Consider the following 24526-nt stretch of genomic DNA (forward strand, 5'->3'; position numbering starts at 1 on the left):
TTGTTTGCGTTTAGACTTCGTTAGTGCTCAATTTCTCCCGGGTCGCTCCACATGCTTTAGTTCAGTTGCGGTCGCTTGATTCTTGGTAAAATCATTCTATTTTTTGAGGACAAAGAACATCCTCTAAAAATAGAATCGATTTTCCTTTCGAGTCAGAGCAGCGACCTCCACAAGCTTTAGTTCAGTTGCGTGCCTCAGCTCTTCGGATAAAATCATTTTCATTTTTGAGGATAAAGAGCATCCTCTAAAATGAAAATAGATTTTTCTGTCAGAGCTAAACGAGGCACTCCACATGCTTTTTAGTTAAAGTATTCTTTTTCGTAGGTTTTTGTGCTTCTTACTGTGTTGATTGGGCGGACAAGTTTTTCGATTTCTTCTCTGTTGTTTCTGAATTTTGGAGGTAAGGCTAGTGTTTCGCCTAGGATTTCCAAAGATTCTTCATCGTCTACAAAACCAGGTTCGTCAGTAGCTAGTTCAAATAAGATACCTGGGTAAATATTTGTATAAGTCGACTCAAAATAGAAGCGGTCAACATAGCCGGAGTTTGGCAAATTAAAGCTTTGCATACGCTTAGTCCATTCGTCTAACATATCCCGGTCTTTGACACGGAAGGCTACATGATGGACACTGCCGTATCCTTGGACGGCACGTGGTAAAATAGTGCTGGGCTCTACAATGATTTGTGCTCCATTACCGCCGAGTTCACCTACTTCAAATAAGTGATACTGGCCTTCTTTGGCGATTTCTTTAAAGAACATCACTTTTTCCAGAACCTCTTTCATATAGTCGAAATTAGAGACTCTGAAGAAGATAGGTCCTAGACCAGTAATCCCGTATTCATTAGGAACAGGTCCTTTTCTCCAAGGAGTTCCTGAAGGCACACCATGATCATTCTCATCAGAGATCAATTGATATTGTTGACCGTCAAAATCTTCAAACCATAGCACGTTTACTCCAAACATTTCTTTGATTATTTCATGCTTGATTTCGTAGTGGTCAAATCGTTTTATCCAGTAGTCTAAAGCTTCATCACTGGGAACACGCAATGATGTACGAGAAATACTGTCTGTTCCTTTAGAGTCCTTTGGGATTCCAGGGAAATCAAAAAAAGTCATATCTGTTCCAGGGCTTCCTTTTTCATCAGCGAAAAATAAGTGATACGTCTGAATATCATCTTGATTCACTGTTTTTTTCACCAATCTCATTCCCAAGACATTCGTAAAGAACTCATAATTTTTTTCTGCACTGCTTGTAATAGCTGTAACGTGATGTATTCCATCAAATGATTTCATATTAAAATTCCTCCAATTGAGCTTCTATTTCAGCTCGTTTATTTTCTAAAAAAGATGGTAAAGCTAAGGCTTTTCCTAACTCTTCGAGTGATTCATCTATCGTGAAACCTGGCTCTCTTGTGGCTATTTCAATACGCAGGCCATTAGGTTCTAGTACATATAAACTCTTGAAATAATCTCTGTCGACATACATTTCTATAGGCACATCCATCTCTAAAGCCTTTTGATGTAAAGCCTCTAAACTTTCTGTTGAATCTACTGTATAAGCGATATGATCAATACCTCCACGACCTAAACGCGTTTTATGTGCGCTGTCGGATTGCTTGACTGTTGTCACAAATCGACCCAGTGAATCCGTTACTTGGTTTCCCAATTTTTGCAACCCCAAGAAAGTTGTGAAAAAAGTTAATGTTGCCTCTGGATTTTTGACAAACAATTCAATTTCACTTAAACGTAAAATTTGTTTATCTTGCGGTACCGAAGAGTGATTAGTGCGGCATTCTAAAGGTAGGGTATCATCTGCTTCTTTTAAAGCAAGCAAAAGAGCATCTGGATCCGTAAATAAAAGTTTACCTTCGTCAAAAACAGCTGTGACCTGAAAATCACTATTCTCTAACCGCTTTTTCCAGAACGTCAAACTGCCTTTTGGAACACTCATTGTGACAGTAGAGAAGTAATTGTCTCTTAAATAAGTCTGTCCAGCTTTTTTGAGTTCGAAGAAAGTCAGCTGTGTGCCAGGAGTGGCTTTATAGTCTCCGTAAAATAAGTGCCTTATGGAAGTCTTTTGTTGGTTGACCGTGTTTTTCACAAATCGCAATCCTAATACATCAGTATAGTAATGATGATTTATCTGAGCAGATTTAGTAAAAGCAGATATATGATGAATACCAGTGATCAAATCAAGTCTCCTTTCAAAAAAAAGATTTGTTTAATGAACTGAACTCTGAACCGAGTATAACATAACAATATTTAACTTACAATAAATAAGTTTAAATAGAGATAAATTAATTCGAAGTAAAATAATGCGTTTAAAAAAATACAAAAAGCTGATCCTCAAAGGACCAGCTTTTACTAATTATTATGCAAATGTCACGCCAACAACTTCAGGGGCATAAACATTTTTTTCAAGTAACGTTAATTTTCCAGTCTCGCTGTCTCTTTCAAATAACGTCAAGTTATCTGAATCTTGATGCCCAACAACTACAAACTGATTGGTTGGATCTAAGTCAAAATCGCGTGGAGTTTTGCCTTCTGTAGAAACGTATTCTACTACTTCAAGTGTTCCATCGGTAGGAGAGACTTTGAAAACAGCTAAAGAATCATGTCCGCGATTAGAAACATATAAAAATTTGCCATCTTTAGACATACGGATAGCTGCGCCCCATTTGAATTCTTCTCGATCTTCAGGAATGCTGGAAATAGTTTGAATATGTTCAAAAGAGCCGTTTGAACTGTCATAATTCAGTACAACAACTTCACTGCTCAATTCTCCAAGAACATAAGCTTTAGTACCTTCTTTAGAGAAGACCAGATGACGCGGACCTGTGCCTGGTTTTGTGCGATAGCGGCTGACTTCTGTTAAGGTGCCTTGGTCGCTGATTGAATAAGTGTAGACCTCATCTGTTCCTAAATCACACGCAACAGCATATTTTTTATCTGGTGTTAGATCGATAAAATGAGCATGAGGACCATCTTGGTTTTCGTGAATGCCAGAACCTTCGTGCTGAACTCTGTCTGCAAGAGATATAGAGCCGTCTTTGGACGTGTTGTAAACAGATAAAGTACCGTTGCCGTAATGTGCAGCGTAAACCAATGAACGTTCTGCATCATATGAAACATAACAAGGTGATGCAGTGTCGTCTGTGGCAGTTGCTACTCTTTCAAAAGTTCCTTCATCTGCAGTTTTAAACGCCCCGACCCCGTTTCCGCTATCTTCTCTCAAGATACCGTATAAATATGAACGGTCATCAGATAAAGTTAAATAAGTGGGATGACCTGCTTCAGCAACCAGCGTTAAGTCTTCCAAGGTTTTGTTTTCAGTATCTAAAGTGATTTTGTAAATTCCTTTGCTATCTCCCTTAGTATAAGTACCTAAATAAATCGTTTCTTTCATTGTTGATCCTCCTCATAAACTTACTATTTGCACACAAATTCAGTATAGCATAAAACGAAGAAAACGGAATCAAAAAGCTAATGTGGAGATAAGCTCACCCCTCAACTACAGTTAAGGAACAGAGAAAAACCGCCGAATAATTGTGTATTCAGCGGTTTTTATTGATGAGACTGAGAAAACTTATTGCAGAAATTCGGACACAGCTTCAAATACTCGTTCACAAGATTTTGTATCAGGGTAATGCATTAGAGCATCAGCTTTTTGACGGTTTTTTCGAGATTGATTAAATTGCTGATCAGCGATTTGCTGCATCAAATAAAGCAGACTGTTCTGTGAAGTTGCGATCTCACCAGGCAGTTCATTTAAATAAGTATTGCGTAAAGATACAGAAGCTGTATTTCTTTGGAAACGCAAGTCGGGTTGATAAAACAAGACCGGTACTTGCAAGAAGCTTGCATCAAAAGCAAGAGGATTGTGGTCCGTGATGAACACTTTGCATGTTCTTAATAACGGTAATGGATCAATTTGTTTTTGAGCTACTACCGTACATCCCAGTTCTTCGAATTTTTCCGCATAATCTTGCATAGAACGTGGCAAAGCAACAATCGTTGTTAAATAATGTTCGGTTACTACAGCTGTAAACTCAGGTTGCTTCACTAAAGAAAGAAAGGCTTCAGCCAGTTCATGAACAGCATCTTTTTGATAATACCATCCTTTGCTGGTGTCATAAGGATATATGACTAAGTTTGAAGCCACTTCCAAAGACTCAGGTTCTTTTAATAGCTCATCAAATCGAGGCAAACCAGTCAGACGAATCATTTTTTCAGGATAGCCTAGAGTTTGCTGCAAATAACGTTCTTCAGTTTTTGAACTGGCTAAAACTAAATCAGTTTGAAAGATTTTTGTCTTATAACCTAACGTATCGCTGACATTTTCTAGTCCTAAAACATTGTTTTGCAAAAAGATTTTCTTGGCACGAATAAAATCGATTTGCAGAGGACTTCTAGAAGGGTAGAGTTCGTAAGGTGTTTCCGTGAAAAACAACACTTTAGCAGCTAATAGGGTATCAATGTACTGTTTAGACTTAAATTTCAATAAGTGTTCTGGATCATAAGCATAGGCTTTGGCATAATCTGGAGAGTTGGTATCCAAAACATAATAAACGAGCTGTTCTGGATGCTGTTCTCTAAGGTAGCGGAAAAAAGCCCAACCATTATTACTGGCTTCCATCGGATTTTCACCGATCACCCAAATGTTTTTCCGTTGGTTAAGAGGCGAACGCAAAACAGACAAAGGAGCAGCTTCTTTGTAATAAGCATAAATGTCCTTTTGATATTTTGTAAACGCAAAAGAAATGGCTTGCTGTACTCCTCTTAGTTTTAAACCTAAAATAAAAGAAGATTTGCCATATGAAAGAACGATATCTTTGAAACTATTTCTTGGAAGGCTCAAACCATTCACAGTGACAGGAATACTGATAGGATTGTATAAGCCGTTCAAATATAATTCGAAATAAACGTCATAATCTTCGTCAGCTATATTCTCGATAAGCATATTACGAGCAAATCGCTGAATGTCCAATGTGAAAGTATAATCGTAATGGTTTAAATGAGACTCGTTTTCTTGAAAGTTCAATGTATGATTAGTTGAAAAAAAGTATTCTTTTCCAGAACGATTCGCAACAAGTGTAATTCCGATTTGATTTAAGGTAAATGCTTTTAGAGACAACTTACCTGTTAAAGAAAATTCGGTATTCGACAATTTGAATACGTTTAATGTATGATCTGAAAAATATTGACTGTTAGGAACAGGGACGTTTAGAGCAAGGCTGAAAATTTCTTCTTTTTCGGTAAAGTACGGGATGAAAATTTGCTTTTGGTAAATCGTCTGACTCAAACCAAAGGCGTCAAACTGGTCAAATAAAGACAAGGATAGAGGGTATTCTTTTTCTATCCACTCGTCGTTTTCTTTAATACGCAAAGTAAAATAAAAACTGAAGGTTTCTTTGGCAGTATAATCAGTGTTTTTATTGAAAAGGTCTTCTAAAGGAAGACGAAAATGATATGTATGTGGTTTGAGTTCAGTACCTTTGTAAACCGTTTTTTTCTCAGCAGTATTGTAAGAGATACTAAATTGAACAAATTCATAAGTTAATTCATCAGTGAAGGATACCGTAACCTCATAAGCATTTTTTCCTTTTTGAGCAGAAAAAAATGGATGTTTGATTTTTTGAGAAAGCGATGAATTTTGTAGTACAGCGTATTCTGTATTGTCTTGAACCATTGTTTTACCTCCAATTACTCGACTATTCTTCACTTTATCATACCAGTCTGAAGAAACAGTTACAAACAGATTTAGAAAGAATCAGCTAAATTTCTTCTTTTAGTTAGAACTATTGGTAGAAAGATAAGAAGATTTAGTAAAGCAGCCAGGAATGTGCTAAAATCAGATTATAAAAGTAGAAGGAAAGTGAAGGGGTAAAATACATGTTGATTACGAAAATAACTGCCATTGGCGATAATGCGATTAGTAAGAGAGATCCATTGATTATTTTATTTGGAGAACAAGCAACAGAGGAATTACGCAAGGTATCTGTTATTCAATCAAAAGTGTCAGAAGACAATCTGATTGATTTAAAACCAGGCGGTAACATTGCGTTTGGAGAGCAAGAATATGAAATTCTAGATGTTGGAAGTTTGGCAAATACGAATTTAAATTCGATTGGGCATGTGACATTGAATTTCGCCCAACCTCCTGAAGCGAAAGAAGACCGTATTGAAAATGGTGTTTATTTGGCTCCTTTTGAATTGCCTGAATTGAGTGTAGGATTAGAAATAGCGTATAAAGATTAAGAAGCTGATCTAAGGAGGGGAAAAGGATATTGAAAAATGAGCCGAGTGCAGAAAATAATAAAGCCATGGTCAATTGGTTTAAAAGGTGGTTTTTGAGTAATAAGCTAGTGGCCATTTTGCTAGTTCTTTTGTTGATCTTGATCAATATTTTTGTTTTTAGCAAAGTTTCTTATATTTTAAATCCTGTAAAAGATTTTTTAGAAATCATTGGTTTGCCGGTCATTTTCTCAGTTATTCTGTATTATTTGCTAAATCCGGTTATTGACTGGATGGAATCGAAAAAGATCCCTCGTATTTATGGTATCACTATCATATTTTTGATTATTGCGGGATTGCTGGTCTGGGGTGTCACTACGCTTATTCCTTTGATTCAAACTCAAATAGTCAGCTTGGTTATGAATTGGCCAACATATTGGAGTGATATCACCACCCAAATAGAAGGGTTGACTCGAAGCGATATTTTCTCTCAGATTCAACAACAATTTCAAGAGTTCAATCAAAATCTCATGAATACTGTTTCTGACCAGGCAAATGTTGTATTGGATTCTACTTTTTCAGGAATTGGAAGTGTTGTAGGAACAATCACAAGTATCGTTATCGCATTGATTACGATGCCGTTCATCTTGTTTTACTTACTAAGAGACGGTAAAAGACTGCCATTGTTTTTTCTGTCTTTTGTACCGACTAAAATACGTGCTAAGACTTATCGAGTGATGACTGAAATGAATGCTCAAATCAGTCAATATGTTCGTGGACAATTATTGGTTGCTTTATTCGTCAGCATTTTATTTTGGAGCGGATTCGGTATCATTGGGTTGGAGTTTGCAGCTACTTTAGGTATTTTAGCTGGATTTTTAAATATCATTCCTTATCTTGGATCGATATTGGCTACTATTCCTGCATTAGTAGTGGCATTAGTCGACTCGCCAAGCATGCTGATCAAAGTGATCATTGTGTTTTCAATCGAACAGATTATTGAAGGACGAGTGATTTCGCCTCAGATTCTTGGTTCTAACTTGAAGATGCATCCGATCACCATTATTTTCGTTCTATTGACCGGAGGAAAGCTTTTCGGAGTTGTGGGGATTTTATTTGGGATACCGGGTTATGCGATTTTTAAAATTATTGTTGTCCATATTTTCCGATGGTATCAGAGCTATTCCGGATTGTATGAAAATGAAGAAAGTTACCGACCCGAAGACATCATACGGAGAGAGAAACTGCAAATGCAAGAAACAGAATCTTCTGACTGAATCGATTTTATAAGCGGAAAATTATACAGAGTAAGGGCACGCAACTCTAAAGGGGTTGTGTGCCTTTTTGTTGCAACATGACAGGCTGTCATATATAATTGTTGGATGCTGTATCAGACTGTACGAACATTTTATGTTGAAAGGAGATGTTTCGTTTGCCTACACAAACTTTTTTTAATTTAAGCGAAGAAAAAAGAAATCGACTAATCTATGCTGCAATGGAAGAATTTTCAGAAAAATCGTTGAACCAAGCATCTATTAACATAATCATAAAAAAAGCCTGCGTATCTAGAGGAAGTTTTTATCAGTACTTTGAAAATAAGGAAGACTTATTTTTTTATATCATGAAGCTGGTTAAAACAGATTCAGAACGCTTGTTTATCGATGAAATAAAAAAAGCGGACGGAGATCTTTTCACAGGCGTGAGAAAATATTTTCCTAAATTGTTGTCATCAGTTATGGAAACACCGAATGCGGATTTTTTTAAGCAATTATTTTTACATTTGGATTACCGGACCAGCAAAGAAGTGACTCCAGAGCAATTGAGAGAGAACGAAGAAGGAAATGCAACACGAAAAGCTGTTTTTTCTCACGTAGACCGCGATCGAGTGAAAGCCGGTACGGATGAAGAGTTGTTGTATTTAGTGAGTTTCATTGTCTCTATGATGATGCAGGAAATCGTAGAAGGATATGCAAAAGAACGTTCTCGAAAAGAGATTCATTTTTATTTTTGTCAAAAATTAAACTGGCTGGAACACGGGGCCAGAAAAGAAGTCAAAGCAGAAGCGGGGGAAAAATAGCGTGTGGAAATTAACAAAAAGAATGAATAAATGGGCTATATTTTTAGCCGTAGTATTCATGATCATACAAGTTACTGGAGATTTAGTATTGCCAACATTAACAGCGGATATCATTGATAATGGTATAGCAAATGGAGACGTCGATTATATTTTAGACATCGGATTGAAGATGATGATCGTTGCACTTATAGCAATAGCAGGAGCGATTGCGAATGTCTTTATTGCTGCAAGAGAGTCTCAAGGATTAGGAAAACGCTTGAGAAACAAAATTTTCCGCAAAGTAACTCATTTTTCAAATGATGAACTTGATGAGGTTGGGACGGCTTCTTTGATTACGAGAACAACGAATGACGTTGTCCAAGTTCAATTAGTTGTTTTGATGATGTTGCGTATGATGATCATGGCACCAATTATGATGGTTGGAGCTGGAATTTTGGCATTTACCAGAGAACCTCAATTGGCACGAGCCTTTTTGATCTCTATTCCGTTACTAGCTATTATGATCGCCATTATCATGCGATTTGCCGTGCCTTATTTCAAATCGATGCAGCGAAAAACAGATCGATTGAATTTGATTTTTCGTGAGGGCTTGACTGGTGTCCGTGTAGTGAGAGCTTTTAGAAAAGACAAACATGAGGAAAAACGCTTTGATACGGCGAATAAAGACTTTGCAAACACAGCGATTCAGGCTTTTACTTACATGGCGTTCCTGATGCCTGCCATGACTGTAGTTATCAGTATCACGAATATCTTGATAATTTGGTTGGGAGGAAGCTTGATCAGTACCGGAGAAATGGAAGTTGGAAACTTAGTAACTTTCTTAACATATGCTATGCAAATTTTGATCAGTGTTATGCAAGTAGCTTTTATATTTATGTTTATCCCGCGTGGACAAGTTTCAGCTGCTCGTATCAATGAAGTGTTGGATTTAAGAAGCAGAATTTTAGATCCGAAAGTAAAAAAACAACTCACAGCTGAAAAAGATGTTTCTTTTGAATTTGATCATGTCGATTTTCGGTATACAGGCGCTGAGAAACTAGCTCTGGAAGACATTGATTTCAAAGTCGAAAAAGGCGAAACCGTCGCTATCATTGGAGGAACCGGGTCTGGGAAATCTACTTTGGCAAATTTGATCCCTCGGTTTTATGACGTAGATTCCGGAAGTATAAAAATCAATGGAACGGATATTAGAGATTATACGCAGCACGATCTAAGAACACTTATGGGATATGCTCCTCAAAAAGCTGTTTTATTTACAGGAACGATCCGTGAAAACATGCGATATGGAAAAGCAGATGCCACAGATGAACAAATATGGCATGCTCTCGAAATAGCTCAAGCTAAAGATTTTGTTGAAAAAATGCCTAATGGTCTGGATGCGCATGTTGAACAAGGCGGTGGAAATTTTTCCGGCGGGCAACGCCAACGATTGAGTATTGCGCGCGCCCTTGTGTCGCAAGCGGATATTTTGTTGTTCGATGATTCGTTTTCTGCATTAGATTTTAAAACAGATGCAGTACTAAGGGCTGCATTGAAAAAAGAGACGACTGAATCCATCGTTATCATCATTGCCCAACGTATCAGCAGTGTAGTGGATGCTGACCTGATCATTGTATTAGATGAAGGGAAAATGGTTGGTAAAGGAACTCATGAAGAGCTGAAAGAGACAAGTGAAACGTACCGTGAAATCATGGAATCTCAAATGAAAGGAGACGAGATCTGATGAAAAACAGTTCGCAGAATAAAGGCGGTCTAAGCCCAAGAAAAGCGAAAAACTTCTGGGGCACTCTAAGACGATTGATGACATACATGGCAAATCGTATCTGGGGAGTCTTACTAGTGCTCGTATTAACGATTGCCGCAACTATTTTTACCACATTGACCCCTAAGATGCTAGGTAGAGCAACGACAGAAATTTTTAGAGGGTATCAAGAAGGAATGGCTTTGAGGAAAGCTGGACAGACAGTAGACGTGCTGCCAATCAACTTTGAGTTGATTGGAGAAATTTTAGTAATGGTATTTATCCTTTATATATCAGCTGGTCTATTCAGTTATTTTCAACAGTTTACTATGGCTCGTATTGGACAACGAACAGTCTATGATCTGAGGAAAGACTTAAAAGCGAAAATGAGTCGTATGCCGATCAGTTATTACGATACTCATTCTAATGGAGATATTATGTCTCGTGCTGTGAATGATATGGACCAAATCGCTAATACATTGCAGCAGTCATTGACTCAATTCGTTCAAAGCGTCGTTCAATTTGTAGCTGTATTGTCGGTGATGTTGACCATTAGTTTGCAACTGACTGTAGTATCAATGGTCATTGTTGTTTTGAGCGGGATTTTTGTAGGAGTTATTGCTCCAAGAGCTCAAAAAATGTTTGCGAAACAACAAAAAGAATTAGGGATCTTGAACGATCAAGTAGAAGAAATCTATTCAGGTCATGCAGTTGTAAAAATCTACAATCATGAAGAAATGGAAATTGAAAAATTTGAAAAGCAAAATGAATCATATTATGAAGCATCTTGGAGAGCGCAATTTTTGACGGGACTTATGATGCCGTTGATCTCATTTGCGCGTAACGTCGGGTATTTGGCAGTAGCAGTATTGGGTGGAATCAATGTAGCAAATGGGGCTATGACATTAGGGAACGTTCAGGCATTTTTACAATATGTAAACCAATTTTCTCAACCAATGAGAGATATTGCCAACTTATCAAATACGATTCAAGCTACAGTAGCATCAGCGGAACGTGTTTTTGAAGTACTTGATGAACCGGAAATGAGTTTAGAGCAATCAAACATCCAACCGTTGCAAAACTCGCCATATAAGATCCAATTTGAACATGTGCAATTTGGTTATGGCGGATCTGATGAACCATTGTTGATGAAAGATTTCAACCTAGATGTTAAAGAAGGCGAAATGATTGCTGTTGTTGGACCTACTGGTGCAGGGAAATCGACGTTGATCAACTTATTGCAGCGTTTCTATGATGTGAAAGGCGGAAGCATCAAGCTGAACGGCGTAGATATTCGAGATATTACGAGAAAAGAATTGCGTTCTCATTTTGCTATGGTATTACAAGATACATGGTTATTTAATGGTACGATTTTGGAAAATATTCAATACGGCAATGAGGAAGCAAATGAGTCAAAAGAAAAAGTTTTTGAAGCAGCAGCAGCTGCTCATGTCGATGACTTTGTTCGTAAACTGCCCCATGGATACGATACTATTCTTAATGAGGAAGCTAGTAATATCTCTCAAGGGCAGCGTCAATTGCTGACGATCGCACGAGCATTTTATGCAGATCCAGAGATTCTCATCCTGGATGAAGCTACTTCCAGTGTTGACACACGTACTGAAGTGTTGATACAAAAAGCGATGGCTAAGTTGCTGAAAGGCAGAACCAGCTTCGTCGTCGCCCACCGATTATCGACCATTCGCGATGCGGATAAAATCATTGTGATGGATCAAGGGGATGTTATTGAAACAGGAAATCATGATGAATTGATGGCAAAGAATGGCTTTTACGCTAATCTTTATAATGCTCAATTTGCCCAATCAGAAATAGCTTAATAAAAAAATAAGACTGATCAGCCATCACCTTAGGCTGATCGGTCTTATTTTATGAACTGGTAGCACTCTCCGATAGAAAAAAATTTGTGGAATCAAGTTTTCATTTGATACCCAACAATTTCTATTCCAGCCATTTTCCCGTCATCCTCATAGACAAATGGCGCTTGAAAATCCTCTAAAGTAATGTGCAAGCGTTCTGAAAAACCTTCTTTGATTTGTTTACCCATTACACCGTCTTGTGGAGCAGTTAATTCACCAAATTTATTAGGGTGAGTGACGAGTGTGAGACGGGATTTTTTGTTTTCCAGTACGATTTTGATTTCGGTAGAAGATAACTGTTGGATCGTCAACTTGCTTCTATTATAAGTTGCAAAACGATATTCTTTGCCTTGCATCACCAAGTTACAAATAAATCCGTTAAGGACTGTTTTCATAAAAGGAACATCTGCTATAGAAAAGAATAAGCTCGTCGTAGGATCTTTAAAGTTGTTACTTTGAAGCCAGACATATTGTTTTGGAAAAGAAGTTCCCCAGTCTTTTTCCAAGTACCCTTTTCCGCCTGTAAAGTCAATCACTCGGTTATTGATTTTTACGTAACCGTTAATAGAATGTCTCATACTAATTACCGCATGGTTACACTCCATATTAGGGAAATAACTGAGAGGTCCCATAATGGTAGGGTTTAGCCAAGACTTCTGGATAGGGTGCATATTGTGTAAAGAAAATGAGCCTTTAATTTTAGAACCTTCTTTACTTAAATGTATCAATACTTTATTTTCAGAAAAAACGTTTTGACCAATCTGTATTTGAAAAGGTTCATCTCGAGAAATAAATTGATCAATAGGATAGCGAAAATAATCTGTTTTAACTACGGGGAGGTGGTTATAATCTTTTGTCACTGAAATGTATTGAACAAAGCAATGTCTGTCCGTTTCATTTAAACTAATGCCCGGAATAAAACTGATCATCTCACTTTCATCTCTAGTGACTTGTTTATAATACCAACCTTCAAAATAAATTTTATTTTCAATATCTCCTTGAAATAAAATAGGATGAAATTTTTTTGGCACGATACTCACCTCCAGAATCATTGTTTTCTATATCTTCAGATTTATATAGTATTAGTATAGTCTTTTGGTAGATGAGAAGTCGATTTGTAAGCTCACAAAATGGATAAGATAAATAAATGAAATCAGCTAAATAAGGAATAAAAGACGTTTTTTTTCATAATTTTTTTAAAAAAACACAATAAAATAAGGCCTTCTAATTAACTCAGAAGAAAGAAAATGTGCTACCATGAAAAAAAAGAATATGGAAGTAAGAAAGAGGCGAAGTTTAAATGAGTAAAGTAAGAAAGGTTCCACAAGAACATTTTGAAGATGCTTATGCTTTGGCTATTTATGCTTTTAACGTACCTGAAACAGATGAAAGGAAAGAAAATTTTCGTACGGTTTTTAATCATTCGGATACCTTTGGGATCTATCAGCAAAACGAACTGAAGAGTCAAATGCTGGTGTTGCCTTTAACCGTTTTGATTCATGGAGAAATGATGCCTATGGGTGGAATCTCATATGTATCTAGTTACCCGGAAACTAGGGGAATGGGCAATATTAAAAAATTATTTACGGCTTCTTTGGACCATATGAACAGAGATGGAATGGTAATTTCTTATTTAGATCCTTTTTCATATCCTTTTTACCGTAAATTCGGCTATGAAGTAGCTTTTAATACAGCTTCATACACCATTGACACAAGTTATATGCCCAAAACAAAAAAATATCCCGGTCAGGTTATCCGAGTAAAATGGGAACAAGAAAAAGACATTATAACGAGTATTTATCTTGAAAAGTATGCTAAAGCAGTTGGACCTTTAAAGAGACCTGAGTGGATGTGGCAGCAAAAATTCATGAATCTAAGCAAACAAAAACTGGCTATTTATAAGGACAGCAACAATGAAGCGAAAGGGTATATTTCTTATCATTTTGGAGAAAAAAATTCTGCTGAGTTCATTATAGATGAAATGATTTATCTAACGGCAGATGCTTACACCGCTTTATGGCAATTTACGGCTTCTCATCAAAGTACCTTTAAAATTGTTCGATATAAGACTGCAGAGAATGAATACATTATGGATCTGTTTCCTAGACAGACTATAAGAAAAGAAGTGAATCCCTTCATGATGGCTAGGATCGTTAACATCGAATCCTTTTTAATGCGCTATCCTTTCAAAGAGAAAGCGCAAACGACTTTGTATTTACAAGTCAAAGATCACTTGGCTGATTGGAATAACGGAATATGGAAGGTAGAATTGAGAAATACAGGTCGCAAAGTAAGCAAATTAGCTGACGAGACAGAAATAAAAGAGGCCGCTTTTTTATCCGCTTCTATTCAAACATGGACACAGCTGTTTTTGGGTTATCGAACTATAGAAGAGTTGAGGTTCCATGAAAGATTGATCAGCTCAACTGCATGTGCGGCGGAACTAGATGAAAGGATACCACAAGGAGATCCTCAGTTGTATGACTATTTTTAAAAAATAGAATCTAGAAAATGATTCAACAAGTAACGAAAAGAAGTAGCGATTTGGTAAAAGAGAAGGTGAACAAGTGTACCCAGAAACTAGAAAATTTATTCAAGCGTTGATTCAAGAATCTATTATTCCGGGAGCGAGTTATGCTTTCGTAAGCGGGAGTAAAGTAGAATGCCATTTCGACGGTTCAGCAGCAATTTTTCCTGAAGAAGAAAAAATCAAAAGTGGTTTATTATACGACGTAGCGTCTTTAACAAAAGTTATGATGACCAGCACTGTCGTTTTGCAGTTGATCGAAGAAAAAAAGATTGCTGTTGATGACCCAATCCAACAATATCTGTCTGGATTTTCTTCTTCTATCGTAACGATTCGTCATTTGCTGACTCATACTTCAGCTATCAATGGATATATTCCGAATCGAGATGCTTTATCTGCTGGAGAATTAAGGAGAGCAATGCTGAAGTTGCCGATTGGGAAAAGTGTCGGCAAAGAAGTCGTTTATACGGATACGGGAATGATTTTATTGGGGTTTATGATTGAAGAAATTGAACAAATGTCTTTAGAACAAGTCTTTAAAAGAAGAGTCCTTCAACCTCTGAAATTGGAGGATTCAACATTTGAACCAAAAGATGTCAGTCAATGTGCGCCTACCGAACTTCATCCCAAAAGAGGACTGATTCGTGGAGAAGTGCACGATCCGAAAGCTTTTGTACTAAAGGAACACTGTGGAAGCGCTGGACTTTTTTCTTCTCTAAAAGACTGCTTGACTTTCGCTCAAATGATGTTAAATAAGGGAACGAACAATGGGGTTAGGGTACTGGAAGAAAAAACTGTCGAAGGGCTGTTGGCAGATTGGACACCTACTGGAGAACTATGGCGCTCATTAGGGTGGAATCTAAAAGGGAATAGGAATCATCCAATCTTGTTTCATACGGGTTTTACAGGAACATTCATGCTGATCGATGTCCTTCAACAAAAAGCTTTTGTCTTTTTATCCAATAGAGTTCATCCTAAAAGTCATACACCTACCTACTTAAAGAAAAGAGACATTTTGGTTCATACCTACTTGAAAGAAAAAAGAAAAAAAGAATTTAAGAGATTATAATGGGATTTTATTTTGAAACGTTTACAAATATGATAAACTAAAGGAGTTAAGACAAAGCAGTATTATTATAGAGCAGAAGTAGGAGGAAATGCAGTGATAGAACCATTAATCTTAGAACCCGTTATGCAAGAAAAAATTTGGGGCGGAACTAAATTAAAAGAAGAGTTTGGCTATGATATCCCCAGTGATAAAGTGGGAGAATGCTGGGCCATTAGTGCACACAAAAATGGACCAAGCAAAGTGATCAATGGACCACATAAAGGACTGACTTTAAATGAAGTTTGGGATCAGCACCGTGATGTTTTTGGTCATGCAAAAGGCGACGTGTTTCCATTGTTGATTAAAATTTTAGATGCTACACAAGACCTATCTGTTCAAGTTCATCCTGATGATACCTACGGATTGAAGCATGAAGGAGAGCTTGGTAAAACGGAATGCTGGTATGTAATCGATGCTGAAAAAGGTTCTGAAATCGTTTATGGTCATCATGCTAAAACAAAAGAAGAACTGGCTGAAATGATTCAAAATGGTCAATGGGATAAATTGCTGCAGCGCATTCCGGTAAAAAAAGGCGACTTTTTCTTTGTGCCAAGCGGAACCATTCATGCTATTGGCGGAGGAATCATGATACTGGAAACACAACAATCCAGTGATACGACTTACCGTGTATATGATTATGACCGTAAAGATGACAGCGGACTAGGAAGAGAATTACATTTGCAACAATCGATTGATGTAACCACTGTTCCCAGCCGAAATCCTGACTCATCAGTAAAAACAGAAACTTCTAATAATATTCAATTGACAACATTTGTTGAAAATGAGTTTTTCAATGTATATGAATGGAAAATCAACGGTGTGGCAACCTTTGCCCAAACTGCACCTTATACACTAGTGAGCGTACTCGATGGAGAAGGCGAATTAGTCATAGACGATACAAAATCTTATGAGTTGAAAAAAGGCATGCATTTTATCTTGCCGAATGATTTAAAAGCTTGGTCTATTGAAGGAACTTTGCAATTGATTGCTTCAACTCCAGGAAAAAATCTGTAATAGACGAATAAATAAGAAAGCAGAGGACTTTTCCTCTGTTTTTTTTGATTGAAATCGAATGACTGAACGAATTTATCAACAACAAGCAGAGTTGTCATTTTTTTACGTAGGAAGGTCTTGGAATAGTATCTTGTACTTTAAGTTGATTTACAGTATAATTTTAAAGGATTCTTAGGAGAGAAATGAGGATATATCGAATGGCTCAATTATTTTTTAAGTACGGCGCGATGAACAGTGGTAAAACGATTGAAATTTTAAAAGTCGCACATAATTATGAAGAACAAAATAAACCTGTTATTATTATGACAAGTGGTATCGATGATCGAGACGCTATTGGTGTAGTATCCAGCCGAATTGGATTACGCCGGAACGGTATAGCCATTTTTGAAGAAACGAATATTTTAGAAGTTGTCAATGAGCTGGATTACGAACCTGCTTGTGTGTTGCTGGATGAAGCACAATTCTTAACGAAAGATCACATCATTCAATTAACTAAAATAGTGGATGAATTGAACATCCCTGTTATGGCATTCGGGTTGAAAAACGACTTCCAAAATGAATTGTTTGAAGGCTCTAAATACTTATTGCTTTATGCAGACAAAATTGAAGAAATGAAAACTATTTGTTGGTATTGTCACAAAAAAGCTACTATGAATATGCGTGTCGTAGATGGTAAACCAGTCTATACTGGAGAGCAGATCCAGATCGGTGGAAATGAAGCATACTATCCGGTATGCCGAAAACATTACCATCATCCATTGATTACTAAAGATAATTCGAGAAATTAGAAAAGAGGAATTTACATGTTTGATCAGTTAGAAAGTGTGGTCGGACGCTATGAAGAAGTAAATGAAATGTTAAGTGACCCGGAAGTTATTTCCGACACAAAACGTTTTATGAAACTCTCTAAAGAAGAGGGGAATCTTCGTGAGACCGTTACGACTTATTTGAAATACAAAGAGATTCAACAAGGTATAGAAGAAACTGAAGAGATGCTGAGAGAAAAATTGGATGCTGACATGGCTGACATGGCTAAAGAAGAATTGTCTAGTTTGAAAGCTGAGCGAGAAGAGTATGAAGAAAAAATCAAAATCTTGATGTTGCCTAAAGACGAAAATGATGACAAAAACATCATTATGGAAATTCGCGGAGCAGCTGGTGGAGATGAAGCTCAGTTATTTGCTGGAGATTTGTTTAATATGTATCAACGTTACGCTGAATCTCAAGGGTGGAAGACAGAAGTATTAAATGCCAACATCACAGGTATTGGCGGATATAAAGAAATCACGCTTATGATCACAGGACAAAACGTTTATTCAAAATTAAAATTTGAAAATGGAGCGCACCGTGTTCAACGTGTTCCGCAAACAGAGTCCCAAGGACGTATCCATACTTCTACGGCAACTGTTGTCGTTATGCCTGAAGCGGAAGAAGTAGAATTGGATATTGCAGATAATGATATCCGTACAGATATTTACCATGCAAGTGGTGCAGGTGGACAACATGTCAACAAAACAGCTTCTGCTGTACGATTGACACACATTCCGACAGGTATTGCAGTTGCGATGCAAGATGAACGTTCTCAAATAAAAAACAGAGAAAAAGCAATGAAAGTTTTGCGTGCTCGTGTGTATGATCAATTAAAAAGTGAAGCTCAAGGCGAATACGATGCAGAACGTAAATTAGCTGTTGGAACTGGAGACCGTTCAGAACGTATCAGAACGTATAACTTCCCTCAAAACCGGATCACTGATCATAGAATTGGATTAACCATTCAAAAGCTAGATCAAGTATTATCTGGAAAACTAGATGAAGTGGTTGATGCATTAGTGCTTTACGACCAAACTTCAAAAATGGAGCAATTACAGAATAATGAACACTAATTCAACCTATAGAGAAGTCCTTAAGTGGGCTTCTTCTTTTTTAGAAGCCAGTGGAAAAGAAGGTATTGCAGCTGAACGATTATTGATGGAGCGGCAACAATGGAACCGGACAGAGTTTGTGATGCATTTGAATGAAGAAATGCCGTCCCAAATCAAACGTCAATTGATCGCAGATGTAGCGGAACACGGCGGAGGCAGACCCATTCAGCATATATTGGGATACGAGTGGTTTTATGATTTGAAGTTCAAAGTGACTCACGACACGCTGATTCCTCGACCTGAAACAGAAGAAATTGTAGATAGATTTCTACAGGATACAAAACAAGAAAATCATTTAAAAGTATTGGATATCGGAACAGGAACGGGAGCTATTGCGATCGTAGTGAAAAAACAACGACCGGCTTATGATGTAACTGCAACAGATCTTTCACCTAAAGCTTTAGCTGTTGCAAAAGAGAATGCCTTAGAAAACGAAGCAACGGTCAGTTTTCTTGAAGGCGATCTGACAGCCCCTGTAAAAGAAGAAAAATTTGATGTGGTTTTATCCAATCCGCCATATATCGCAGAACATGAAAAAAATGTGATGGATCAAAGTGTCTTGGATTATGAACCTCCTATGGCTTTATTTGCCGAAAATGACGGTTTATTTATTTACCAACGTTTGGCAAAAGAGTTACCTGGATTACTGATGCCAAAAGGCAGGATATATTTAGAAATCGGCTACCAGCAAGGTGAAGCAGTCGAGCGATTATTCCAAAAGGCTTTTCCAAACGCTTTAGTCCAAATCAAAAAAGATATGAGCGGTTTAGATCGATTGATCTATGTCCAGACTTGAAGCATTTCAACTCGATAAACTAAGGATGATCTGAGTTAGGTATGGAAGAAAAGAAAGAAGGCAAATGTGTGGAAACAAAAGTTTTTCAACAATCAGAAATCAAAGAAGCTGCTGCATTGATCAAAAAAGGTGAACTGGTATCTTTCCCTACCGAGACTGTTTATGGATTGGGAGCCGATGCGATGAACGATCAAGCTGTGAAGAATGTCTATCAAGCAAAGGGACGTCCTAGTGACAATCCTCTGATCGTTCATGTAGCGTCGAAAGAAGAAGTTTATGCTTACGTGAAAAGTGTTCCTGAAGTAGCCGAGACGTTGATGGAGCATTTTTGGCCTGGACCGTTAACGTTGATTTTTGCAGCGAAAGAAGGAGTTTTTGCAGACACTGTCACTGCTGGCTTAAACAGCGTGGCTATACGCATGCCCAAAAATCAAGCAACGCTTGAATTAATCAAAGAAGCTGGAGTTCCTTTAGTAGGACCAAGCGCCAATACATCTGGTAAACCTAGTCCCACAACAGCCGTGCATGTATACCATGATTTAAAAGGTAAGATTGCTGGTATATTAGATGATGGAGAAACAGGAGTCGGTTTAGAATCTACAGTATTAGATGTCACAGACCCTCAAAATCCGACCATTCTTCGTCCGGGTGGGATTTCTAAAGATGAGTTGGAAGCAATCATCGAATACGTATCAGTGGACAAGCATTTAGTTTCTAGCGAAGAAACGCCAAAAGCTCCTGGAATGAAATACAAACATTACTCCCCCAACGAACCAGTGATAGTGGTAAATGGAAATAAAGAACTTTTTCAAAAAGCCATCACTCACTATCAGTCGAATGGTGAAAAAGTGGGGTTATTAGCTGATGATGAAGTCATAGGAGCGTTTGGAAATCAAGCTGCTGCTGTTTTTTCTCTTGGCGAAAAAGAAGATGTTCAATCAGCATCGCGCAGGCTGTACGCGGGATTAAGATACTTCGAGACAACAGACGCTAGTGTGATTTTAGCGCAAGCTTATTCTGAGGAAGGCATCGGAACTGCTTACATGAATCGTTTAATGAAAGCAGCAGGAAACCATTACTATAATGAAAAAGAAGAAAAGAAAAATACGTAGGGGTCATTTCCCTATGTATTTTTCTTTTCTTTTTTTATATAATGGAAAGTTAAGAATAGAAAAAAATGATGAGTCTTCATCATGCATAGAAATTAAGGAATGAATTAAAGGGATGTGGCTGATAATGATGGATAAAGTATGGGATAAAGAAGTGTTTCAAGCAATTGAGCAAGAAAAACAACGCCAAGAACAAAATATTGAATTGATTGCCTCAGAAAATTTTGTTTCAGAAGCTGTGCTGGCTGCCCAAGGAAGCATATTAACCAATAAATACGCTGAAGGGTATCCTGGGAAAAGGTACTATGGAGGTTGTGAATACGTTGACGTAATTGAAAATTTGGCAATTGATCGAGCAAAAAAATTGTTTGGCGCTGAATATGTCAACGTTCAACCACATTCCGGTTCAAGCGCAAATATGGCGGCTTACAATGCATTGTTAGAGCACGGAGATGTAGTTTTGGGAATGGATTTGACGCATGGTGGACATCTAACACATGGTTCTCCAGTGAATTTTAGTGGAAAAACTTACCAATTTATCCCTTATGGAGTAGACAAAGACACTGAACAAATTAATTATCAAGAAGTTCGTCGTTTAGCTGTAGAGCATAAGCCAAAATTGATTATTGCCGGTGCAAGTGCTTATCCGAGGGCTATTGATTTTAAAGCATTTCGTGAAATTGCTGATGAAATCAATGCTTATTTCATGGTCGATATGGCACATATTGCAGGTTTAGTAGCTACAGGGGATCATCAAAGTCCTATACCCTATGCGGATGTTGTAACGACAACGACCCATAAAACTTTACGCGGACCGCGTGGGGGAATGATCTTAGCTAAAGAAACATTTGCTAAGAAATTGAACAGTGCTATTTTCCCCGGTATACAAGGAGGTCCTTTGGAACATGTGATCGCTGGAAAAGCAGTTGCTTTAAAAGAAGCGATGGAACCTGAGTTTAGTGTTTATGGGGAAAGAGTCATCAAAAATGCTCAAGCTATGGCCAAAGTATTTCTTTCGTCTAAAGCACGATTGATTAGCGGTGGAACGGACAATCATTTACTGTTGCTGGATGTCAGAAATTTTGAATTGAATGGGATGCAAGCTGAAAAGTTATTAGATGAAGTTGGAATTACTGTTAATAAAAATACGATTCCATTTGAAGAGCTGAGTCCGTTTAAAACAAGTGGGATTAGAATCGGAACACCAGCAATCACTACTCGTCATTTTAACGAAGAAGATGCAAGAAAAGTGGCAGAATTGATTATCGAAACACTGGAGGCAAAAGACCATCTTGAAAAATTGGAATCTATCCGGCAAGAAGTTCGCCAGTTAACGACGAAAAGACCATTATATATCGAAAAATAAAACGATTACTTAAAAACTTTTGAGTAAGATTATATTAGTGAGATAGAGTCATCTAACAGCAGTTCATTCTTATTAATTGAGTGAGCTGCTGTTTTATTGTAAAGTAGTTCTGTAAAAGCAACTTTCACGTTTAAAATACTTGGTAATAAATCAATTATTTCTTTGTAAAGTGATAGAAGTTCATGTATAATTGGCATGTTTGAACATATTAACCAAGGGGGCAAATAAAATGGCAAAACTTGAAGTAATGGATCATCCTTTAATCCAACATAAGTTAACTATTATCAGAGACAAAAATACAGGGACTAAGGTTTTTCGAGAAGTGGTTAATGAAATCGCCCGCTTAATGGCATATGAAGTATCTAGAGACATGCCGTTACAAGATGTTGAAATTGAAACACCTCTAGTTAAAAGTATTCAAAAAGAGATTGCTGGTAAAAAAGTAGCCATTATTCCTATTTTACGAGCTGGTCTAGGGATGGTAGACGGGATGCTTGACTTGATCCCCGCAGCAAAAGTAGGTCATGTAGGAATGTATCGTGATCATGAAACATTTGAACCGGTAGAATATTTTGTTAAACTGCCGTCAGACATCACTGAACGTCAATTATTAGTTGTAGACCCTATGTTAGCAACGGGTGGTTCAGCAATCGCTGCAATTGACTCATTGAAAAAACGAGGAGCTTCTATTATTAAATTTGTTTGTTTAGTAGCTGCCCCAGAAGGTATCAAAGCTTTACAAGAAGCTCATCCTGATGTAGACATTTATACAGCGTCTTTAGATGAAAGATTGAATGAAAATGGATATATCTTGCCTGGTCTAGGTGACGCAGGCGATCGTTTATTTGGAACGCTTTAATCAGAAAGTAAAACCAGAAATCAGTTGTAATGATTTCTGGTTTTTTGATCATGTTAAGGAAAACGCTTTAAAAGTTTGTGAAAAGCAAGTGAGTAATTGCTTAAGAATCCTTTTGTACAAGTAATTTAATAGAAATAAAACATATTCACATAATTTCTTTGAAATTAAAATCACTTGGTGGTATGATGACAATTGTCTGGGAGAAGAGACCATTATTTAAGATTTTTCTTTTCTGCTGGAATTTTTTTGATTATAAAGATGGATACTTGAGAAAGAAGGTGAAAGTATTGGAACGCGAAACTCTGACTAGGGAATTTATAGGTCTGACATTTGATCTCACCACTGTACTAGTAACAGTCGTGTCTTGTATAATTGTGTTTTTAGTTGTTTTTATTTGTACGCGTAATTTGCAACTAAAGCCGACAGGTAAACAGAATTTTATTGAGTGGGTTATCGATTTTGTAAACAATATTGTATCAACGTCAATTCCTGGAAAACGCGGAGACCGATTTAAACTCCTTGGTTTTACGTTGTTCTTATTCGTATTTGTCTCTAACATGGTAGGTTTGCCGTTAGTGTTAGTGATAGATGAGATTCAATGGTGGAAGAGTCCTACTGCTGATCCGATCGTAACTTTATCGTTGGCGATGATGGTTATTTTATTGTCGCATTTCTTCGGAGTTCAAGAACAAGGATTCAAAAACTATTTTTTGAATAGTTATATTCGTCCTGTACCGTTCTTACTGCCCATAAAATTATTCGAAGAATTTACAAATACGTTGACGCTCGCTTTACGTTTATACGGAAATATATTTGCTGGAGAAATTTTAATTGGTTTGATTGCCAGTTTGGCGAATAGTTTTGGTGCGGCAACTTGGCTCGTGGGAGTGCCACTTCAAATTGCATGGCAAGGTTTTTCTTTATTTATAGGAAGTATCCAAGCGTTTGTTTTTACCACTTTAAGTATGGTCTACATTTCTCATAAAATCGGTCATGAAGAAACAGTGGAACACAAAGAATATGTTGAAGCAAGTTAAATAGTTTTCAAATAAAATAAAAAAGCATTGAAGAATGAGGAGGAAATTTAAATGAATTTAATCGGAGCAGCAATCGCAGTTGCAGGAGCAGCTATTGGAGCAGCATTAGGATCAAGTCGTGTTATTTCAAAAGCTCTTGAGTCTATTGCACGTCAACCAGAAATGAAAGGTGAATTACAAACATTGATGTATATCGGTGTTGGTTTAGTAGAGGCCATTCCTATTATGGGTGTAGTTATTGCGTTCATCCTCGTATTCCAATAAATCAATATTAAAGGTCAATAACAAGAACCAACTTTAAGAATTTGGTATATAAGGAAATGGGAGGAGGCAATAAATGATGTTCGACCAGCTCGTTATAGGATCTGCTACTAGTGCCGGTAACACATTAGTAGTACTTGTTTCTTTTCTAATATTACTTTTATTATTAAAGAAATTTGCGTGGAAACCAGTTACTGAAATGATGGAGAAACGTTCTGAAACAATAGCTAATGATTTGGATGGAGCAAAACAAGCCCAGAAAAAAGCTAATGAACTAGTAGCTGAACAACAAAATAAATTAGCTGCTCTGCAGCAAGAGTCGGTAAAAATTATTGAGCAAGCGCAAGTTAATGCAACTAGAATGGAAAAAGAAATGATTCAAGATGCTAAAGACTCGATAGCTCAAATGAAGAAACAAGCAAAAATGGATATAGCTTTTGAAAGACAACGAGCATTAGATGATGCTAAAAATGAAATTAGCATTTTGTCTCTTCAAATTGCTGAAAAATTGATTGGAAAAGAACTAGACAGTGCAACACATGCTAAGCTAGTCGATGAATTTATTGAAAGGTTAGCTGATTCGAATGAAACTAAATAGA

Annotated in this window: 22 protein-coding genes; 17 read left to right on the plus strand and 5 right to left on the minus strand. The window is 37.2% G+C overall.

Annotated elements, in window-relative coordinates; translation table 11 throughout:
• Positions 1 to 299 precede the first annotated feature (299 nt).
• The 4 genes from ACE025_RS02895 to ACE025_RS02910 form a co-directional block, all read right to left on the minus strand.
• Positions 300 to 1292: a ring-cleaving dioxygenase gene (locus ACE025_RS02895; RefSeq protein WP_485937296.1), complete on the minus strand. Its 993-nt coding sequence runs from the start codon at positions 1290 to 1292 to the stop codon at positions 300 to 302.
• Between the two features lies 1 nt (position 1293).
• On the minus strand, positions 1294 to 2190 hold the full coding sequence (locus ACE025_RS02900) for a VOC family protein (protein ID WP_485937298.1): 897 nt from the start codon (positions 2188 to 2190) through the stop codon (positions 1294 to 1296).
• 180 nt (positions 2191 to 2370) lie between these two features.
• Positions 2371 to 3405, minus strand: a complete 1035-nt coding sequence (locus ACE025_RS02905) for a lactonase family protein (RefSeq protein ID WP_485937300.1) — start codon at positions 3403 to 3405, stop codon at positions 2371 to 2373.
• A 180-nt stretch (positions 3406 to 3585) separates the two neighbouring features.
• Positions 3586 to 5688 (minus strand): CDP-glycerol glycerophosphotransferase family protein, encoded by a 2103-nt coding sequence (locus tag ACE025_RS02910; protein ID WP_485937302.1) that lies wholly within the window; start codon positions 5686 to 5688, stop codon positions 3586 to 3588.
• 203 nt (positions 5689 to 5891) lie between these two features.
• On the opposite strand from ACE025_RS02910, the gene ACE025_RS02915 reads away from it, so the two are divergent.
• From ACE025_RS02915 to ACE025_RS02935, 5 genes are all read left to right on the plus strand, one after another.
• Complete coding sequence (locus ACE025_RS02915; RefSeq protein WP_485937304.1) at positions 5892 to 6257, plus strand: PTS glucitol/sorbitol transporter subunit IIA; 366 nt, start codon at positions 5892 to 5894, stop codon at positions 6255 to 6257.
• A 65-nt stretch (positions 6258 to 6322) separates the two neighbouring features.
• Positions 6323 to 7510 carry an AI-2E family transporter gene (locus tag ACE025_RS02920; RefSeq protein ID WP_485937478.1) on the plus strand — a complete coding sequence of 396 codons (1188 nt, stop codon included), beginning with the start codon at positions 6323 to 6325 and terminating at the stop codon, positions 7508 to 7510.
• A 155-nt stretch (positions 7511 to 7665) separates the two neighbouring features.
• Entirely contained in the window at positions 7666 to 8310 is a 645-nt protein-coding gene (locus tag ACE025_RS02925; RefSeq protein ID WP_485937305.1) for a TetR/AcrR family transcriptional regulator, read from the plus strand.
• A gap of 1 nt (position 8311) precedes the next feature.
• Positions 8312 to 10033 carry an ABC transporter ATP-binding protein gene (locus ACE025_RS02930; protein WP_485937308.1) on the plus strand — a complete coding sequence of 574 codons (1722 nt, stop codon included), beginning with the start codon at positions 8312 to 8314 and terminating at the stop codon, positions 10031 to 10033.
• On the plus strand, positions 10033 to 11889 hold the full coding sequence (locus tag ACE025_RS02935) for an ABC transporter ATP-binding protein (RefSeq protein WP_485937310.1): 1857 nt from the start codon (positions 10033 to 10035) through the stop codon (positions 11887 to 11889). Before ACE025_RS02930 ends, ACE025_RS02935 begins: the two co-directional genes overlap by 1 nt.
• A gap of 92 nt (positions 11890 to 11981) precedes the next feature.
• On the opposite strand, the gene ACE025_RS02940 is transcribed toward ACE025_RS02935, so the two are convergent.
• Positions 11982 to 12959 (minus strand): tocopherol cyclase family protein, encoded by a 978-nt coding sequence (locus ACE025_RS02940; RefSeq protein ID WP_485937312.1) that lies wholly within the window; start codon positions 12957 to 12959, stop codon positions 11982 to 11984.
• A 269-nt stretch (positions 12960 to 13228) separates the two neighbouring features.
• Between ACE025_RS02940 and ACE025_RS02945 the strand changes: the two genes are divergently transcribed.
• From ACE025_RS02945 to atpF, 12 genes are all read left to right on the plus strand, one after another.
• On the plus strand, positions 13229 to 14422 hold the full coding sequence (locus ACE025_RS02945) for a GNAT family N-acetyltransferase (protein ID WP_485937314.1): 1194 nt from the start codon (positions 13229 to 13231) through the stop codon (positions 14420 to 14422).
• A gap of 73 nt (positions 14423 to 14495) precedes the next feature.
• A complete protein-coding gene (locus tag ACE025_RS02950) occupies positions 14496 to 15524 on the plus strand; it encodes a serine hydrolase domain-containing protein (RefSeq protein WP_485937316.1) in 1029 nt (342 codons plus the stop codon).
• 93 nt (positions 15525 to 15617) lie between these two features.
• On the plus strand, positions 15618 to 16577 hold the full coding sequence (gene manA, locus ACE025_RS02955; RefSeq protein ID WP_485937318.1) for a mannose-6-phosphate isomerase, class I: 960 nt from the start codon (positions 15618 to 15620) through the stop codon (positions 16575 to 16577).
• A gap of 197 nt (positions 16578 to 16774) precedes the next feature.
• Entirely contained in the window at positions 16775 to 17365 is a 591-nt protein-coding gene (locus tag ACE025_RS02960) for a thymidine kinase (protein ID WP_485937320.1), read from the plus strand.
• A gap of 15 nt (positions 17366 to 17380) precedes the next feature.
• Positions 17381 to 18460: a peptide chain release factor 1 gene (gene prfA / locus ACE025_RS02965; protein ID WP_485937322.1), complete on the plus strand. Its 1080-nt coding sequence runs from the start codon at positions 17381 to 17383 to the stop codon at positions 18458 to 18460.
• On the plus strand, positions 18450 to 19295 hold the full coding sequence (gene prmC / locus ACE025_RS02970) for a peptide chain release factor N(5)-glutamine methyltransferase (RefSeq protein WP_485937324.1): 846 nt from the start codon (positions 18450 to 18452) through the stop codon (positions 19293 to 19295). Before prfA ends, prmC begins: the two co-directional genes overlap by 11 nt.
• Positions 19296 to 19363: 68 nt before the next feature.
• Positions 19364 to 20407, plus strand: a complete 1044-nt coding sequence (locus ACE025_RS02975; RefSeq protein WP_485937480.1) for an L-threonylcarbamoyladenylate synthase — start codon at positions 19364 to 19366, stop codon at positions 20405 to 20407.
• 124 nt (positions 20408 to 20531) lie between these two features.
• On the plus strand, positions 20532 to 21770 hold the full coding sequence (glyA, locus tag ACE025_RS02980) for a serine hydroxymethyltransferase (RefSeq protein ID WP_485937326.1): 1239 nt from the start codon (positions 20532 to 20534) through the stop codon (positions 21768 to 21770).
• Between the two features lie 229 nt (positions 21771 to 21999).
• The gene (gene upp, locus ACE025_RS02985) at positions 22000 to 22629 is read left to right on the plus strand and encodes a uracil phosphoribosyltransferase (RefSeq protein ID WP_485937328.1); all 630 of its coding nucleotides are present in this window, start codon (positions 22000 to 22002) and stop codon (positions 22627 to 22629) included.
• A gap of 287 nt (positions 22630 to 22916) precedes the next feature.
• Positions 22917 to 23666, plus strand: a complete 750-nt coding sequence (gene atpB / locus ACE025_RS02990) for a F0F1 ATP synthase subunit A (protein ID WP_485937330.1) — start codon at positions 22917 to 22919, stop codon at positions 23664 to 23666.
• Between the two features lie 51 nt (positions 23667 to 23717).
• Positions 23718 to 23930, plus strand: a complete 213-nt coding sequence (atpE, locus tag ACE025_RS02995) for a F0F1 ATP synthase subunit C (protein WP_092479404.1) — start codon at positions 23718 to 23720, stop codon at positions 23928 to 23930.
• A gap of 73 nt (positions 23931 to 24003) precedes the next feature.
• A complete protein-coding gene (gene atpF / locus ACE025_RS03000; protein ID WP_485937332.1) occupies positions 24004 to 24525 on the plus strand; it encodes a F0F1 ATP synthase subunit B in 522 nt (173 codons plus the stop codon).
• Position 24526 lies beyond the last annotated feature (1 nt).

This window comes from Desemzia sp. AGC72 (genome assembly GCF_057334175.1).

Bases quoted from the DNA above. Each gene is read 5' to 3' on its own strand.
- atpF (WP_485937332.1), top strand. From the start codon at position 24,004: ATGATGTTCGACCAGCTCGTTATAGGATCTGCTACTAGTGCCGGTAAC.
- ACE025_RS02910 (WP_485937302.1), bottom strand. From the start codon at position 5,688: ATGGTTCAAGACAATACAGAATACGCTGTACTACAAAATTCATCGCTT.
- ACE025_RS02935 (WP_485937310.1), top strand. From the start codon at position 10,033: ATGAAAAACAGTTCGCAGAATAAAGGCGGTCTAAGCCCAAGAAAAGCG.
- prfA (WP_485937322.1), top strand. From the start codon at position 17,381: ATGTTTGATCAGTTAGAAAGTGTGGTCGGACGCTATGAAGAAGTAAAT.
- ACE025_RS02895 (WP_485937296.1), bottom strand. From the start codon at position 1,292: ATGAAATCATTTGATGGAATACATCACGTTACAGCTATTACAAGCAGT.
- ACE025_RS02905 (WP_485937300.1), bottom strand. From the start codon at position 3,405: ATGAAAGAAACGATTTATTTAGGTACTTATACTAAGGGAGATAGCAAA.
- ACE025_RS02920 (WP_485937478.1), top strand. From the start codon at position 6,323: ATGGTCAATTGGTTTAAAAGGTGGTTTTTGAGTAATAAGCTAGTGGCC.
- glyA (WP_485937326.1), top strand. From the start codon at position 20,532: ATGATGGATAAAGTATGGGATAAAGAAGTGTTTCAAGCAATTGAGCAA.
- upp (WP_485937328.1), top strand. From the start codon at position 22,000: ATGGCAAAACTTGAAGTAATGGATCATCCTTTAATCCAACATAAGTTA.
- ACE025_RS02915 (WP_485937304.1), top strand. From the start codon at position 5,892: ATGTTGATTACGAAAATAACTGCCATTGGCGATAATGCGATTAGTAAG.
- prmC (WP_485937324.1), top strand. From the start codon at position 18,450: ATGAACACTAATTCAACCTATAGAGAAGTCCTTAAGTGGGCTTCTTCT.
- atpE (WP_092479404.1), top strand. From the start codon at position 23,718: ATGAATTTAATCGGAGCAGCAATCGCAGTTGCAGGAGCAGCTATTGGA.
- ACE025_RS02945 (WP_485937314.1), top strand. From the start codon at position 13,229: ATGAGTAAAGTAAGAAAGGTTCCACAAGAACATTTTGAAGATGCTTAT.
- ACE025_RS02960 (WP_485937320.1), top strand. From the start codon at position 16,775: ATGGCTCAATTATTTTTTAAGTACGGCGCGATGAACAGTGGTAAAACG.